Source organism: Paenibacillus sp. FSL H8-0261 (assembly GCF_045040645.1).
In the GTDB taxonomy this organism is placed as follows: Bacteria; Bacillota; Bacilli; order Paenibacillales; family Paenibacillaceae; genus Paenibacillus_AQ.
Genome location: NZ_CP150297.1, coordinates 2,100,466 through 2,116,659, shown reverse-complemented (window position 1 = coordinate 2,116,659; position 16,194 = coordinate 2,100,466). Strand labels below are relative to the sequence as shown.

Annotated in this window: 11 protein-coding genes; 2 read left to right on the top strand and 9 right to left on the bottom strand. The window is 43.7% G+C overall.

Annotation, left to right across the window (positions count from 1 at the left end; translation table 11 throughout):
* Nucleotides 1-12 precede the first annotated feature (12 nt).
* From MHI27_RS09170 to MHI27_RS09160, 3 genes are all read right to left on the bottom strand, one after another.
* Complete coding sequence (locus MHI27_RS09170; protein ID WP_405176076.1) at nucleotides 13-1,644, bottom strand: helix-turn-helix domain-containing protein; 1,632 nt, start codon at nucleotides 1,642-1,644, stop codon at nucleotides 13-15.
* 27 nt (nucleotides 1,645-1,671) lie between these two features.
* A complete protein-coding gene (locus tag MHI27_RS09165; protein WP_405176075.1) occupies nucleotides 1,672-2,967 on the bottom strand; it encodes an ABC transporter substrate-binding protein in 1,296 nt (431 codons plus the stop codon).
* Nucleotides 2,968-3,085: 118 nt separating this feature from the next.
* Nucleotides 3,086-4,885, bottom strand: a complete 1,800-nt coding sequence (locus MHI27_RS09160) for a sensor histidine kinase (RefSeq protein WP_405176074.1) — start codon at nucleotides 4,883-4,885, stop codon at nucleotides 3,086-3,088.
* A 398-nt stretch (nucleotides 4,886-5,283) separates the two neighbouring features.
* Between MHI27_RS09160 and MHI27_RS09155 the strand changes: the two genes are divergently transcribed.
* Together MHI27_RS09155 and MHI27_RS09150 are read left to right on the top strand one after the other, a co-directional pair.
* Nucleotides 5,284-5,865, top strand: coding sequence for a TetR/AcrR family transcriptional regulator (locus MHI27_RS09155; protein WP_405176073.1), 582 nt, complete (start codon nucleotides 5,284-5,286; stop codon nucleotides 5,863-5,865).
* A 24-nt stretch (nucleotides 5,866-5,889) separates the two neighbouring features.
* Nucleotides 5,890-7,092: an MFS transporter gene (locus tag MHI27_RS09150; protein ID WP_405176072.1), complete on the top strand. Its 1,203-nt coding sequence runs from the start codon at nucleotides 5,890-5,892 to the stop codon at nucleotides 7,090-7,092.
* A gap of 250 nt (nucleotides 7,093-7,342) precedes the next feature.
* On the opposite strand, the gene MHI27_RS09145 is transcribed toward MHI27_RS09150, so the two are convergent.
* The 6 genes from MHI27_RS09145 to MHI27_RS09120 all read right to left on the bottom strand — a co-directional run bounded on the left by MHI27_RS09145 (nucleotide 7,343) and on the right by MHI27_RS09120 (nucleotide 15,936).
* Nucleotides 7,343-9,253, bottom strand: coding sequence for a beta-N-acetylhexosaminidase (locus MHI27_RS09145; RefSeq protein WP_405176071.1), 1,911 nt, complete (start codon nucleotides 9,251-9,253; stop codon nucleotides 7,343-7,345).
* Between the two features lie 61 nt (nucleotides 9,254-9,314).
* Nucleotides 9,315-10,175, bottom strand: a complete 861-nt coding sequence (locus tag MHI27_RS09140) for a carbohydrate ABC transporter permease (RefSeq protein ID WP_405176710.1) — start codon at nucleotides 10,173-10,175, stop codon at nucleotides 9,315-9,317.
* 56 nt (nucleotides 10,176-10,231) lie between these two features.
* The gene (locus tag MHI27_RS09135; protein WP_042186574.1) at nucleotides 10,232-11,104 is read right to left on the bottom strand and encodes a carbohydrate ABC transporter permease; all 873 of its coding nucleotides are present in this window, start codon (nucleotides 11,102-11,104) and stop codon (nucleotides 10,232-10,234) included.
* Between the two features lie 32 nt (nucleotides 11,105-11,136).
* Entirely contained in the window at nucleotides 11,137-12,468 is a 1,332-nt protein-coding gene (locus MHI27_RS09130) for an extracellular solute-binding protein (protein WP_076283303.1), read from the bottom strand.
* Nucleotides 12,469-12,573: 105 nt separating this feature from the next.
* The gene (locus MHI27_RS09125; protein WP_076283304.1) at nucleotides 12,574-14,118 is read right to left on the bottom strand and encodes a helix-turn-helix domain-containing protein; all 1,545 of its coding nucleotides are present in this window, start codon (nucleotides 14,116-14,118) and stop codon (nucleotides 12,574-12,576) included.
* A 36-nt stretch (nucleotides 14,119-14,154) separates the two neighbouring features.
* A complete protein-coding gene (locus MHI27_RS09120) occupies nucleotides 14,155-15,936 on the bottom strand; it encodes a sensor histidine kinase (protein ID WP_076283305.1) in 1,782 nt (593 codons plus the stop codon).
* Nucleotides 15,937-16,194: the final 258 nt, after the last annotated feature.

The following is a 16,194-nucleotide window of genomic DNA, read 5'->3' as shown; positions in this document are numbered from 1 at the left end:
TGATTATTTTTGTTATTCATTCTCTCTGCGATAAGCTAAGGGACTAATTCCTGTGATTTTTTTAAAAATACGACTGAAATGTTCTGGATTCACGTATCCTACTTGCTCAGAAACCTCGTATATTTTCATTCCGCTCTCCAGCGCCTTTTTAGCCTTCTCGATTCGCAGATTCGTCAGAAACTGAATGAAATTAACACCTATTTCTTTGGAAAACTGTTTGCTTAAATAGCTCTCGCTTACACCGACAATCTGACTAATATTCGACAAATGGACATCTTCGTTAAAGTTTTTCTCTATGAGCTCTTTCGTTTTAGCAACAACAGGGCTAAGAAAGCATTCCTTGGGTTGATCTTTCGGATGCAGCTTTTGATGCAGATGTTCCAAGAACAGTCGGCACCAATGCACCGTATTCTCCCAGGTTTCCTGCTTATAAATATGATCCGTGATAGGATAAGGCAGCTTATCATGAAGCTTTTCCCAAGAAACGCCTTTTTGATAAATTAATGCGCTTGCCTCCCAAGTCATATCGACTACATCTGATTTGATAAGCTCAGGTGAACAAGGGTATCGCTGAATCAACAAGTTACAGCAGTGTTCATAGACCTCCTGCCATTTCATTAAATCCGGATCACTTAATGACTTCAGCATTTCGGTTCTAGCCAAATACCATGCTTCTTTCCAGTCACTTTCCTTAATAGATGGACGCCTTTCAGCTTCCGGATAATACAATCGATTGTACCCCTGGTAGAAACTCAAACCTGCTAATCGTTCAGCTTGGCGGAATAATCGGTTCCACTGCTGATGACCATCCACAATATCACTGATGCCCATAGAAAGCTTCAAATTAATGAATTGCTTTAATCTCATGCTCACCTCAGACAAGATTATGTCTGTCAATCTACGAATGGCGATGATGCTGCATTGCTCTGGAAAAGAGAAGAACAAAACATAATGCCTGTCATCATATCTGCATACTTTGCAGATCCCTTCACTTCTACTTCGATTTGTTACCGTTCGTATCGTCTGCATAATCATACGGTGTGAATCTTCAAATTGAACGGTATCTGATAGCCTAAGAAGCGCAACCTCCAGATTTTTTTCCCCCATATGCTTTCGAACAAGCTCCAACGAAGGCGTTATATCATCATCTGTCACTTCTAAAGAATCCGATAGGCAAAGTCGATGCAGAACAGAACAGATCGAAGCTTCTACGTCCTCTAAGGTTGATACTGTCTTTGAGGAGCTTTGCCGCCGCTTCAATTCTTCCACAGTCTTAGTCAGTACCGGTGCAATATAAGTTTCATCTAACTTGGCTTTAACAATGTAATCAAAGGCGCCGAGCACAAAGGAATCTCTTACAAAAGAATAATCTCCGTATGCGCTAAGCATGATGGTTAACGGTTGATTCGAAAAAGTAGTGTTATTCAGTGCTTCGAGTAGCTCTACTCCATTCATATTTGGCATTTGAATATCCGCCAGAACTAGATCCACATCCTGATGGATTTTCAGCATATTTAATGCCTCCTTACCATCTCCTGCTTCCCCTGCAATCTCAAAATCGGTCGAAGCAATGGATATATACTCCCGGAGGGCTAACCTAGCTAATGGTTCATCATCAACAATGAGAGCTTTAAATTTCATCATAAATCCCTCCATAATTGATCTATAGGATTACCTCAAAGCCTCAACCGCTATCTCCCAATCATCATTCAATTTTTCTTGAATATCGGCCACCTCAGCACCTGAAAAAATTTCTTGTGCAGCCTTCTTTTCATCAAACTGTATGGCATTTTTTACTTTTTCAAACTTCTCATCGATCCCCAGGTACATAAACGGCTCAAAGGGGTGCTTCTCTTGAACATTGTTGAAGAACGGCAGGAATGATTCAATATTGATCACTGTCGATGAATTTTGCGAATAATTAATATACACTTGGTAAACATCCCGGCTAAATACCCACTCCAAAAATGCTTTAACTTCTTCCGTATTTTTGGAATTTTTATTGATCGCCATATATTGATCTGGCATAGTGATTGCCTGCAAACGCTCTGAAGTTGTCTCTCTCCAGGGCAATGTGAACGCATCTAAATCTTTATCATCCTTCATTTTGGATAAATGATCTCTAAGGTACCACTGACCGAGTGCAAGCATAGCCGCTTTATTATTTTGAAACAGCAGCGTTGCCTGATCCACACCAATATTGAGTGCATCGGGCCCTGCTAGTTCATTCTCTGCTATTTTCTTAATCATCACTGCTGCTTTCTCGAAAGGAGAACCTTTTCCGAAAGGGCGTTTTGTCTGTGCGATTGAAGATAAATAATTTTCATTCTTGGATAGTAGAGGCGGTCCGAACTCAGTGAAAGGATAAAACGTCCAATTCTCTTTCCCACCAATCGCAATCGGAATATATTTGCCATGCGCTTTAATCTTCATCATCACATCCATAAATTCATCCATCGTTTGCGGAATCTCTACGCCGGCCTCTTGAAAGATGCTTGGATGGTAATAGACATATTCAGAGAAGGATACAAGTGGTAGACCAAGAATGGAATGATCTAATCTAGCGGGATATTTATTGTTTTTTGCTGCGGTTAATCCATCCAGTGGAAGAAGTACTGCTTTGTAAGTGAGTAGGTCATCTGGCTTCAGGTAAAAAATATCCGGCAAATCATTGGCTGCTAAACGAACCTTTAAATACTGACCGCTATTATCGGGAATTGTCTCTACTTCAACCGTTACATTAGGCTTAATTTTAGAGTAGTCTCTTACCTTTTCCGTCCAAAATTTGATATCTGTCTTCGCTTCCCACATGCCAAATTTTATTTTAATCGGTTGATCCAGATTCACCTTTCCCTGTTGTTGCTCTATTGCCCCTCCTTTGGGACTGAACTTACTTAAAGAGAAGAAGCCACCTACAAAAATAAGAGAAATGATCCCTATTAAGGACACACGGAGTATTATTTTCACTTCTATTAATCACAGCCTTCGAAAAAAGTTTATACCATCATACCTCCTCTGAAGTTACACATGAATGATGTTTTCCCTCTGGACTATGATCTTTTATGATCCTCCGCAGCATTTTGCTTCATCCTCCCTCCCCTAACAACTGATCCTGCATCTCTTCCTCCGGCGTGTCGATCAACGGTAGTCTTATCGATACTATCGTCCCCTGAGGTTTATTCTTCTCGTACTTTAAACCGTAACGCCTCCCGTAATGTAGCTGAATTCGCTTATTAACGTTACTGTTTCCCATACCACTGAAAGAATGCTGATGGCGTATACCATCGCTGTCATATTCCTGAGCATCCATATCCAACATGCCTACACCATTATCAGCTATAGTTATAAGAAGATCTTCCGCTTGTTTGCTCACTATGATTTCGATGATACCAAGATAGTCAACATTCTTTAGTCCATGAATAATACTGTTTTCTAAAATAGGTTGTAGTAGCAATTTCAATATATAATAACCTGCTAAATCCTCATCTACTTCCCATCTCGTTTGAATGGGTCTACCAAAACGAATCTCCATGATATACAAATAATTCTTTAAATGATCTATTTCCTCATCAATCGTAGTCAGAATTCCACCTCGATTAAAAGAAGAAGCCAGTAGACGAGTTAGCGCATGTGTCATATTCCGTATGTTATCTGCTTTACTGATTAAAGCCATAAACTTGATTGAATTGAGCGTATTTATTAAAAAGTGTGGATTGATCTGCGACTGAAGTGCTGCAAACTCCGCCTTTCGCTTCTCCACCTCTTGCCTTTCATGATGGTAGAGCAGATCCTGAATACGCTCCGTCATGTGATTAAAAGAATGCCCAAGCTTAATTAGCTCCAGGCTGCCGGTTCTCATAAATTTAGCGTTTAAATCACCTTCAGTAACCAGATCCATTTGTCGGAGAAGCTCATTTAACGGCTTAGTAACATTAGATACAAAGTAAAATGAAACAAGAATAAATGCTAAGATGATCATCAATGCAAACACCCATACGATATAATTCACACTAAGGTAATTGGCTGTTAGATCAGCATATGGAATAGACTGTACAAGCCACCATCCAGTCTGATCAATCTTGGCGTAGGTTATCAAATTTCTATCTTCACCATTAACATCCACAACGTACCCTTTTTCCTGCGGCCCACGATTTGCGAACCAGTGCATTTGGAATTCCCCCCCTCTAGAGGCAAGGGTATTGGATGAGATAATTTGACCTTCCTCTGTGACGATAAAAAGGCTGGATTCCGTATTATCACGTGACTGCAAAATATGATCAAAGGCACTACTCTCAAACGTAAAAAGAATCATTTCTAGCTGGGATAAAGGATTGATTACACTTGGAGATAGGGCAGCAACCATATTGTAAGGATTGTAGTTACCATATAAAATATTGGGCATCATCCCCAGAAAATGAACGCTATCTGGATTATTCAGCACCTGCCCATACCACGTTTTTTGGCGAAAATAAGAATCATCCAAATTCAAGTTCTTTAAGTACGAATAGGATTGATGGTCTTTAAATAGGAAGTTCACCGACAGTACTCGTCCTGAGATGGATGCCGTGTACTTCTCTATTAAGACCTTTAGCTCATAGTAAGCCTGCTGTTTCTCGACTCCACGCTTACGATTAATTTCATAAAGCTTTGCCATCACATCCCTGTCCATACCGATGGAAGCGAATAGACCCGTCAACCTCCTTATTTCCTGACTAACAGAATAGGAGATCGCTTGAGCCGTTTGCTGAGACCGTGATGTATTTTGCTGAAGAATATCTCGCTTATAAATATTTAGAATAATGATGGAGAATAAGATGATCGGCAGAATGACTACAAGTATAAAAAAAAGCCTCAATGTGCTAGACATCCGCCAATTTTTTCTCATAAGTTCCCTCCCCTTTAAAAGATAACTTATAAACGCTTACTTCTACCTCACCATGAATATTGAACAACATATTCCCTTAAATTTGTGCTACTTCCTGCATGGCGACAAAAGTACTCAGAATATTACACATTCAAATTTACTTCACAAATAAATCCGAGTTTATTTTCATCTTTCGACATCGCTTACGAGCTGATTCAAAATGAAAAAGAGCCGACACTATTGTAGAAAGTTCTACTTTAGGATCAGCTCTTTTAGTTGGTCAATCGTCTTTTCAAACCGCTTGAGAATTAAGGATATGTTAAAAGGGAAGACTCACTTCAAACAATATTCATTTGCATAAAATAATTTAATTTGATAGTATAACTGACGAACGTTCGTTAATATCGAGGTGATTTTTTTTGAAAAGTAAAGAAATTAAAGACATTGCTTTGAAATGTTTCACAACTCATGGATATGAGGGGGCTTCTTTGTCTCAAATTGCTGAGCAAGTCGGGATGAAAAAACAATCTCTTTATGCCCATTTCAAAGGGAAGGATGATCTTTTTCTGCAAGTTCTACAAGATGCCAAAGAGACAGAAATCTCATCCAAACTACAATATTTGAGTAAGGTAGGGACTCAAAATCCTAAAACAGATTTATTAGGATATCTGCAATTGGTCATTGATATGTTTCAAAAGAACGAGCAGTTAAAGTTTTGGCTGCGTATCTCTTTTTTTCCACCGCCCCATCTTGCTAAAGCGATTGATGAAGAAGTAATCGACACAGAGAAAAAGATTCAACCCGTACTTGAAAGTAAATTCCATGCTTGGATCGATGCCAAAGTCATCATGGAAGATGCAGCCTCCATTCCAACGCTTGCCTTTTTAGGTGTAGTTGATTCGATCATGCTAGAGCTTGTGTATGGCAATAATGAAATCCGTTTAAATGAAAAACTAAATGCCTCATGGACCGTATTTTGGAGAGGTATTTCACAGCTGTGATTTTACAAAGAGAGGTATTACTTCATGAAGAAACCATTGAAAGAACAAAAAACAGTCTTACTCATTCTACTAAGTAACATATTCATTGTTTTTCTAGGCGTTGGGCTGATCGTCCCTGTTATGCCATCCTTTATGAACATTATGCATTTGTCAGGTAAAACGATGGGGTATCTTGTAGCAGCATTTGCATTCGCGCAATTACTCATGTCTCCTCTGGCAGGGCGTTGGATTGACACTTACGGCAGAAAAAAAATGATCGTTATCGGCTTAGTGCTCTTCAGTGCATCGGAATTAATCTTTGGTTTAGGCACACATGTATCCGTTCTTTATATCGCCAGAATTCTTGGAGGGATTGCTGGTGCATTCATTATGCCTGCCGTCACTGCCTATGTTGCGGACATCACCTCAGTAGAGGAAAGACCTAAGGCAATGGGTTATGTTTCTGCCGCCATTAGTATTGGTTTTATTATTGGCCCAGGAATCGGAGGATTTATTACTGAACTAGGTATACGTGCTCCATTCTATTTTGCTGCTGGCTTCGCCTTAATCACTTGTATTTCGTCGATATTTATTCTGAAAGAGCCACTATCCAAAGAGCAGCTTTTGGAAATCAGTAAACTTAAAAAAGACACCAACTTTATCAGTGATCTGAAACGCTCGTTTCATCCAGCATATATTATTGCGTTTATTATAGTGTTTGTCCTCGCCTTTGGCTTATCGGCATATGAAACTGTGTTTAGCCTGTTTTCTGATCATAAATTTGGCTTCACTCCACGGGATATTGCAACCATCATTACAATAAGCTCAATCTTCGGGGTGGTTGTGCAGATCTTTTTATTCGGTAAAATGGTAGATAAGCTCGGTGAAAAAAAGCTCATTCAACTCTGCTTAATTACTGGCGTAGCCTTAGCTGTAGCCTCCACCATGATCAATAACTATTTAACTGTTCTGCTAGTAACCTGCTTCATCTTTCTCGCATTTGACCTACTCCGTCCAGCACTAACGACCTATTTATCAAAAACGGCTGAAAAAGAGCAAGGCTTTGTCGCTGGCATGAACTCAACCTATACTAGCCTTGGTAATATCATCGGACCTGCATTAGGCGGAGTATTATTTGATGTAAACATCAACTATCCGTATCTCTTTGCGGCTGTCATTATGTTTATTGGTCTTGTAATTACGATGGTATGGAAAGAAAAACAAGCTACTAATGGCTTGGTTAACTAAGGTAAGGAACAACTGCGAATAGTAAGATTTACAAAATAAAAACAGCTCGCCCTCTATGGGGACACGAGCTGCTCAGGCTGTCGAGAATGACTCGACAGCTTTCTTTATATCTAATCATTTACAGTCTTCATCACGTATTTTATCCTCGTTCCCACTGCTTGTACATTAAATATACAAAAAACGGAGCCCCTAACCATCACTTCATGACCAGTACCATTGATTTCAATTTGCTTGAGAATAATTCTTCAACCTAGAATGGATTGATCACATGGAAAAAGACGTTAGGCGACGCCATACGGTAATAATAGCTGCACCAGCCTGCACCTTTGTCGGTGAAACGGTTCGTCGTGCTATACAGCAATCGTTCCTGCTCCAGCTCCTCGATCCGTTCGAGCTTTCCGTCCGCATATTCTAACAGCCTCATGCTCGCTGTATCCAGCCGGCTTACAACTCCGCCGTAACGAATATCGAGCACCTCCCAGCCGAACGGTTTGAACATCGATAGCCATTGCTTCCGGTGTGCGGCGCGAAGATTTTGCACACCCAGCGAAATTTCAGGCAAAACATCCTCTGCAATCCGCCTAAGCACTGCCTTGTCTCCACTGTCATAAGCCCGCTTCAGCTCAAGACCGATTTCGCTCTTCTGCTTCAACACCGCACATAGCTTTTGTGGCACCTCAAACAAGTAATCTAGCTCTGCCTCAGCTTTTCTGCGGCTTGCAATTTCGCCTTCCGCCCATGCATAATGAGCCGCCATATCTAGCCCATCAATCTGTTTGTCGAACAGTCCCAGCAGTACATCCTGATACAACAGAAACTTAGACGGATTGCTCTGCTTCTGATTATTTGGTGCAGCTCCCGGTGTCTCGTCCAAATACTTCAGCCCCATGTAAGCGTCCGCCTCGATGCCGGTGCAGAACCGAACGCGCTCGGCCAGTGCCTTGTCAGTCGGCGTCGACGAAGAATAAGCATGCTCCGCATAAAACTGCAAGCCGAGCAAAGCGATGTACGGATTGCTCTCCATTCCGTCGTCACCCCACATCGTCGCATAAACTTCCCGGATGCCTTCCTTCTTGCATACCGTCAGCGCTGCATCGGTCGCCGGCAAGGATAGCCCGTAATTGACGCCGAACGTATTGAATACCCACACAGCACCCGCAAAAATAAGATTATTACCGAGCGGCCGGTGTTTGGCGATCAATGTTTCGTAGTCCTTCTCCTCGACGTGGTTATAGTCCCAGTAAACCATATCTATGTCCTTAGGAATGCGGCTCGACATGTCCTCTGATATTTGCGTCTCATGGCCATAATAATCTTCACCGTTAGCTGAAGCCAGCTTCAGGAACATATCGCTCCACATCATCGGTTTCAACCCTAAGCGTCGAGTTACTGCGAGCACCCGCTCCAGATGGCCTGTCATAATATCAAAACGGTTCATATGTCCATTGCGATCCAAAAATTTACCGCGTCCAAGCTCTTCCGCTTCATCCATGCCGATGTGGATTTTCCGGCTGCGGAACGGCGCGCTAATGCTGACAATCATATTTTCGACCAGACGATCGGTCTTCTCCGCTCCAACTAGCAACGCGCCTTTTGTATCTTTATATTCCTTTACCGGCTCCCATTTCAAAAACTCCTCCAAATGAGCCAGTGTTTGAATGCTCGGGAACGCTTCAATGCCGAATTGATCGGCGTAATCGTCGATTTCCTTCAACTCCGCCGCCGTGTAGCGGCCGCGCATGTAGCCGAAATATGGCTCGTCTTCTATCTCGTAAGTGTCTTCCAAATAGAGCATGACGCTATTCAAGCCCATCAGCGCCATTTTACGCAGCATAAACTTGAAGCTTTCAACGGTTAGCACTCCATTGCGCGATAAATCAAACATCGGACCGATCACATCGAATTGTTGTTGCTCTGTAATTTGAAAGCTCTCTCCGCCCCTAATCTTCTGAATCAACAGTCCCAAGCCTCGAAAAAATTGATGTTTAGCGCCGTAACGAATATAAGCGCTTTTACCATCATAACCCACTTCCAGTTCTCCTGAAGACGGTTCTATTAAAACGGGAATTCCATCCTCCGACCATTCTGACTTAAGTTCGGCAAGCAGCAACCGAAGTCCTGATTGAAGCTCGCTAAATTCTCCTATAAAATGTAACTTCACTATCAATCCCTCCACAATAATGAAATATATATAAAATTACACCAAAAACTCGATCAAGGTGTTAACCTTTGACCGAGCCTGCTACCATGCCTTTCATAATTTGCTCTTGGAAGATCAAAAAGATGAGAATGGTTGGTATTGCAGCAATAAACATCGCGCCCATCGTTAAGCTGTAGTCCGTTCCGAATCCATCGGAGAAGAGCGACAAGCTGAGGGGCAGCGTCTTCAACGCTTGAGAATTAATAAAGACGAGCGCGAAGGAGAAATCATTCCAAAACCTCAAAAATGCAAGAATTGTAATCGTAGCGACGATCGGCAGGGACAATGGGAAAATGATGCGTCCGAAGATTCCCCACCAGCCGTTGCCGTCGATCATCGCCGCTTCCTCTACTTCTCTCGGAATGGATACGATGTAGGACATTCCAAGGAAGATCGCAATTGGTAATTCAAATGCCGTATACGGTAGGATGAGTGACCAGTACGTATTCAGCATCCCGAGCTTGTTCATGAAAATAAACAATGGAACGAGTGTGCTATGAATTGGAATGAGCATGCCTAGCAAGAACAATCCTTTTATAACGCCACTCAACTTGAATGGGAACCGAGCAAGTACATAAGCTGCAAGCATACCGAGCACAATGGTCAGCAGCAGTGCTGAGAGGGTAACAATTGTGGAGTTGAGCACCGCCCGGCCCATATTTCCGAGATCCCATGCCCGGGTTATATTGTCGAACTGCCATTGCTGCGGCCAGGAATAGGGACGATTGAAAAATTCCTGATTTGACTTGAATGCACTTATTCCTAACCAGTATAGCGGATACAATGTAATTATGGCATAAAATAACAGGATGATTTTCGCAATTCCGGAAATCGGCTTACGCCACAGCGAGCGTCTCATCTTCTCCGACCGAGCGTCTATCATTGCTTGCATAGCGATTCACTCCTTCATCGGCCGGGCTAACATTAGCCGACCGCCCATTAGCCGCGTCTCTTCGTGATGATATGATTTAGGCCAATGAGCACGGCGCTAATCAGAATAATCATTGTGGATACCGCAGAGCCGTAGCCGTAACGGTATACCGTAAAGGTGTTATTGTACATATATGTGGCGAGCAATTCTGTCGATTGTGCAGGACCGCCGCGCGTCATGACGATAACATGGTCGAATGCCTTCAAACTTCCAGATATGCACAGTACGATGGTTACAACAACTGTTCCCCAAATTATCGGGAGCGTCACGAAAAATAGCTTTCTCCAGGCTACCGCCCCGTCGATCTTCGCAGCATCTTCAATTTCTGAAGAGATATTTTGGAGTGCAGCGATGAAAATGATAAGATACGGGCCGATATTCGCCCAGTTAATCGGGATCGATACGGCAAACATATTGATTTTAGGGTCGTCTAGCCAAGGCCGGCGCCAAGATTCCAGTCCCAGCGTCTCCAATAATTGATTCAGCAAACCGATTTGCGGGTGATAAATATAGCCCCAGATGAGACCGACGACGACTGTAGACAGCACCATCGGGAGAAATACAGCGGAGCGCATCAACCGATTGAACATCGTGTTCTTGAGCAAGAACAATGACAGCAGCAATGCGACCGATACTTGACCTATTACTGCCGAGACAACAAGGATCAGGTTGTTTTTCAGTGCTCTCCAGAATACTGGATCCTCTAGTATCATTCGATAATTATCCAACCCGATAAGCTTAGCAGCACCGAGTCCCTTCCACTCAAAGAAACCGTAGTAAGCTGACCAAAAAATCGGAACGATCGCAAAGATGATAAAGATGAGTAGTGCAGGAAGCAGCGCCATGATGACGAAGCTTCTGCTGCGCAATGATGCAGGCATGGCGACAGCCTCCTTTACGTACTTTTGTCTGATTACTTTTTAGTCGAACGCGCTTGCGCATCCTGTAGTTTTTTAGCTACATCCTCCGGCTTACCGCCCATCATAAGCTCTTGAAGACCGTTGTTGATCACTTCGCCTGCTTCAGCAGATAAATAGGCGTCATATACCGGCGTAATTTCAGAATTCACAGCCAATTCATAAGCTTTGAAGTAAAGCGGGCTTACTTTCGACTTATCCAGTTCTACTTTGTACATAACCATTGAGTTGCTTTCTGCGATCGCCTTTTGGCCATCCGGTCCGCTTACTGCGTAGATCAGATCAAGCGCTGCCTGCTTCTGTGCGCCTTTTGTATTTTTGTTAAGCGCGAAGCCTGCGCCTGCGCCACCGGAAATCGTATTCGGTTTGCCTGCTCCACCTTCTATGCCAGGCATAGTTGTGACTTCGATAGGTGCCAACTGCTCAGGAGTTGCGGATGCTGCAAGATTCGTAAGCGACCATGCGCCGTTAATCATCATAGCTGCCTTGCCTTGAATGAAGTATTGCTCTGCTTGCGTGTTGTCGATGCTGTTTGCGCCATCTTGAAACGCTTTATTGTCAACGAGCTCTTTGTACTTGCCCAAAGCGTCAATGAATACAGGATCTGTAAAAGATGCTCCATCTTGAGCTGCAGCTTTCAAGAACCATTCCGTGCCCGTCACGCGGTCAGCCAACGAACCGATAATCGTCGATTGTGCAACCCATGGCGCTTTATTGCCGAGGGCAATCGGCGTAATGCCGTTGTCGTTGAACGTTTTAATTGCAGTCATCATCTCTTCCCAAGTAGTCGGCACTTTTACACTATGCTTCTCGAAAAGATCTTTGTTATAATACATGAACGAAGTTGCTGACATACCGAGCGGCGCTGTGAAAATTTGTCCTTTTTCAAACTCATAGCGGTCGAATGCACCTGCCAAGAAACTGTTCTTCCATTCTGGGTATTTATCCATCAACTCTGTAATCGGTTGAAGCTTACCGGCATCATAGAACTCTTGGGATTGGCTGCCCGCATATACGAAAAATACGTCTGGCATTTCATTTGCCGCAGCCACCGTGCTTAGGCGTTGACGATAACCGTCAACCGGGATCGCTTGCGCGTCTACCTCAACGTCTGGATGCTCCTCTTTATACTTGTCGATCAGGTCTCTAACCGCTTTGGCACGAAGGTCGTCACCCGCGAAGTTATGCCATATTGAAATTTTCGTTTTTTCTTCAGAGCTTTTGTTGTCTCCATTGCTCTGCTCTTTTTTTCCGCTATTGTTGCAAGCGGTTGCCAAAAGGGCAATCATCAAGATAATTGTCGTTACAAACGCAAGTCTCTTCTTCATTCAAATATTCCCCCTTTAGTGATAACCCTAGTATAGATAAGACAGACGAGAAGTCGTAGGGGGGAAAGTTAAGCCCATACGGGGGATATTTTCACCTTCGTCTATTCATTTAGAACGATATTGCGAAGGGGTTTCGCCACTGTAACGCTTAAACAGCTGGTTAAAATGCTTCATATCCTCGTAACCTACCCGCTTAGCGATCTCACTTACCTTCGCTGGTGTTTCCCTCAACAAACGGCTAGCCCATTCCATTCTCGCTTCCGTTACATACTCAATATAGTTTTTACCTGTTTCCTGTTTAAACAGCTTGCTAAAATAGTTCGGGTTCATATGTACGCTTGCCGCTACTTGCGCCAAAGACAAGCTGTCTGCAAGATGCTCGCGTATATAGGCTACAGTTCGGTCAATGGCTTCATTCCTGCTGCCGTTTAATCGTTCATACTGCGCATGGATCGCAAGCAGCATCTGCTGCAAAGTTTCTTCTGGGTTCGCAGTAAGCAGCTTTATGTCCAACTGTTCAAGCTGTGGAAGCTTCGGCATCGATTGACCAACGGACGCTGCTGCACGCTCTAGCCAGCGGTACCCCCCAACAATCAAGGAATGCAAATACGCTTGAACGGAACAAGGCGTCGCTTCCGCATCCTGTCTAATGCTCGCCAGTTCACCTTTAATCCACTGTTTTACGACCTCTCGGCTCCCGCTTCTCAGAACGGCGGTTAGCTTACTCTCCACTTCTTCCGTACAAACGGTCTGCATTCCTTTCCGATCTTTAATATCCTCATAGGCCAGCATTCTTGCTTCCTCTGCCAACCAGCGGTACGAGGCGGTTTGTTCGGCGGTGCGAAGTGACTCCCTCAGTTCTACCACGTTGCTGGCCCATACACCGCATGCGGCAAAAAAAGGCTGGCAATAAACGCGCTCCGCCCGCTCCATCGACGCCTTAACCAATCGCTTCGCGCCCGGCTGCCCCCTGCGGAAAATAAGCAGCCATCCATATTCCCAATCCAGAATGACGCAGCCAAGTGAATTCCTAATCATCGCAGCCGCCTCATTCATTTCACTTTCCGTCTCCTCCTTCATTGTCAGTGGAGACGCAGATGTAACTAGCCATAACTCTAGCTTCTCCATATCCGATCCGAGCCTCAGCTCAGGATAATAGATCAACAGTTCCTCACTTTCACGCTCCGTCAGGAGATTGTCCCCGCGAAGAAACCGATCTAGTTGCTTCCAACGGAACGCCGTTTGATGGATGGCTTCTTGAAGCACAGCCTCCCGTCTGCTGACGATACGCTGCTTCACGCGCATAACCGCAGTCATGATATCGCCAGGACGGCTATTTTTAAGCAAATAATCACTTATTCCTTCCCGCATCGCTTGCTGTGCATATGCAAAATCATCGAATCCAGACAATATAACAATTTCAATGTAAGGAAAATTCCGCTTAACCTCGCGAGACAATTCCAATCCCGTCATTCCCGTCATCCGAATATCGGTTAGAATGATGTCAGGACACTCTATCGGAATGCGCATCAGCGCTTCCTCCGCGGAAGCAGCCGGCGCGAGCAGCTCAATGCCATTCTCTTCCCATTTAATAACCGTGCTAAGGCCGGTCCTAATAATGACTTCGTCATCTACAATTAACAGCTTCATGTACAGATTCTCCTTCCTTCCCACAAAGGTTGTAGCCTATTTGATTTCTGATTGGAGCGGTATAATCGTAAAACTAACTTTAGTGCCGCTTCCTTCTACGCTTTCGATCCGTAAACCGGCTTCATGCCCATAATGAAGCTGCAGCCGATTATGAACGTTGCGCAATCCGTAGCTGCTGCCTGCCGAGTCATTATTCTTCAGCGGATCAATGCCTAAGTTTGCGCTTACCTTCTCCCTCAACAGCTCCAATCTTTCCCTGCTCATGCCTACACCGTCATCTTGAACAATAAAGGTTATACGCTCTCCCGCTGACGCCGCTTTAACGATAATGCTTCCTTTACCCTCTCTTTTCAAAATGCCATGAATCATCGCATTTTCAATTAGCGGCTGAAGCAGCAGCTTCAGCATTCTCATATCGAGCAGCTCCGCCGGAATATTCGCCTCGTAATCAAATTTATCTGGATATCGAATGGACTGGATCTTCACATAATGATCTACATGCAAAATTTCTTGGCTGATTGCACAATATTCCTGTCCTTTATTTAAGCTGAAACGAAGAAAATCACTCAATGAGCCGACCATATCTGCAATTTTTTCGTCTCCCTTCATTAGTGCCATCCAGTGGACTGACGATAACGTATTGTATAGAAAATGCGGATTGATCTGCGCTTGAAGCGCCGACATATCCGCTTCCTTCTTCAACGCTTCGCTCAGCTTCACCTCATCGGTTAAATTAATAATTCGCGAGCTCATCCGATTATAGCTAATAATCAGTTGTCCAACCTCATCGATCGATGTGACGGGCAGCGTCGGCAGCGGTTCGTCCGGGCTGGAATTTCTAAGAAAATTCGTTAATGCTGACAACGGTTTCGTCACCTTTTGAATAAGTACAAGTACAAAAGCGATGACAAAAAGCATGGAAATGCTGACTGCAATTGCAGTTAACGTTAAAAAATACTGGTTCTGCGCTCTGTAAGCTTTTGCCGGAATGATGCCTACGAGCCTCCAGTTAACATTCGGCATCTGATAGTATAATACTGTACTCCGCTCCTCCGCTTCTCGGTAATCGAACGAGCCCGACTTACCCTTGAATTCAACTATTCCGGGAAAATAATCGTTCAAGTTCTTGTTAGTCGAATACCCTTCCGGCCCAGCCAATATCCGATTTTGTTCGTCCAACAGCAGGGCGACGCCTTCACCCTCTAGTCCAGCTTGCTTTAAATGGCTAGAGATAACCGATTGCGTCAAGCTAATTTTAAGCATGCCGATATCGTAATATTTTGATGTGCTGCGAATCGGCCGCGACATCGTAATGACATCCTCTTTGCCGTCCGATGTAACGAAGTGATGTACCGGAGACCACCATTTAGGATATTTCTCATAATAACTGGGATATTCGCTCTGAATATCGGCCCATTCTGATTCGAGGACGGATCTGAAGGAAACCGACGGCTTATTATCTTCATTCGATTCGATCATGACATTGGCGATATATGGTTTGGAAATCGATAATGTTGTAAGTAAATTAACGATCGAGGTTTGCTTTAGCAAATCGTGTTCCGGTGTTTTCAAATAGCTTTGGACATCAGGGTGGCCGATGAGGAATAGTGATAGATTCTCAACATCGCTCACCATATTTTCCAAATAGGCCCCAATTTGCCGAAGCGTGTTCATGCCTGAACTTTTCGCTTTCTCTTCCGTTAAGCTTTCAGCAATATAATAGGAGAACAGTCCCAGAGACAACACCGGTACCAATACCGAAATAATAATCAACAAACTCAACTTCTGCTTTAACGATTTACCCAACCAGTTTTCCATCTTATCCTCCGTTCAGATTACCTTTATGCTCTGTTGCTAAATTGTAGCTTTCAAGACTTCCAGAAAACATGTTTGCGCTTTCATATTAACCTAAGTCGCTCGTCCCGACTAGAGTCTATTGTTGACTTGATGAAGCATTGCCTGGTCTTGAGGTCGTCGATGTACCGGGAGAGAGCACCGGATCTTACCTCAGCACAAAAAAAAAAGACCGCCCTCTCGCAAAGGAATACAGTCTATTTCCTGTTTGATCCTTCGAAA